Raw genomic sequence first — 296 nt, forward strand, 5'->3', positions numbered from 1 at the left:
CGAGTAACTAGCGCATGAACACGTCGGCCTCTTCGAGGTCGGTTGCTTGGGTTTCGGCCCGCTTGCAATCGAGGACGGCCGTTTCGGCGGCCGTTTTGCCGTCTGGGCCGCGATCTTTTCGGCTCGCAGGGGCAAATACTCGCTGACGACGATGCCGACGAAGATGAGGGCAAATCCCAGGTAGGCGGAAATCGCCGGCGCCTCGCCCACGAGCAGGATGGAGAACGTCACGCCGAACACCGATTCGGTGGCAAGGAACAGCGCCGCCTGGGCCGGATCAACGCGGGCCACAGCGG

The 296-nt window shown here is 64.2% G+C and carries 1 protein-coding gene; it reads right to left on the bottom strand.

Annotated features, from left to right (window positions below; genetic code table 11):
* On the bottom strand, positions 1–296 hold a 296-nt coding region (locus tag NE591_RS14795; RefSeq protein WP_256157050.1), incomplete at both ends, for an EamA family transporter.

Source organism: Adlercreutzia sp. DFI.6.23 (assembly GCF_024462535.1).
Lineage (GTDB): Bacteria > Actinomycetota > Coriobacteriia > Coriobacteriales > Eggerthellaceae > Adlercreutzia > Adlercreutzia rubneri.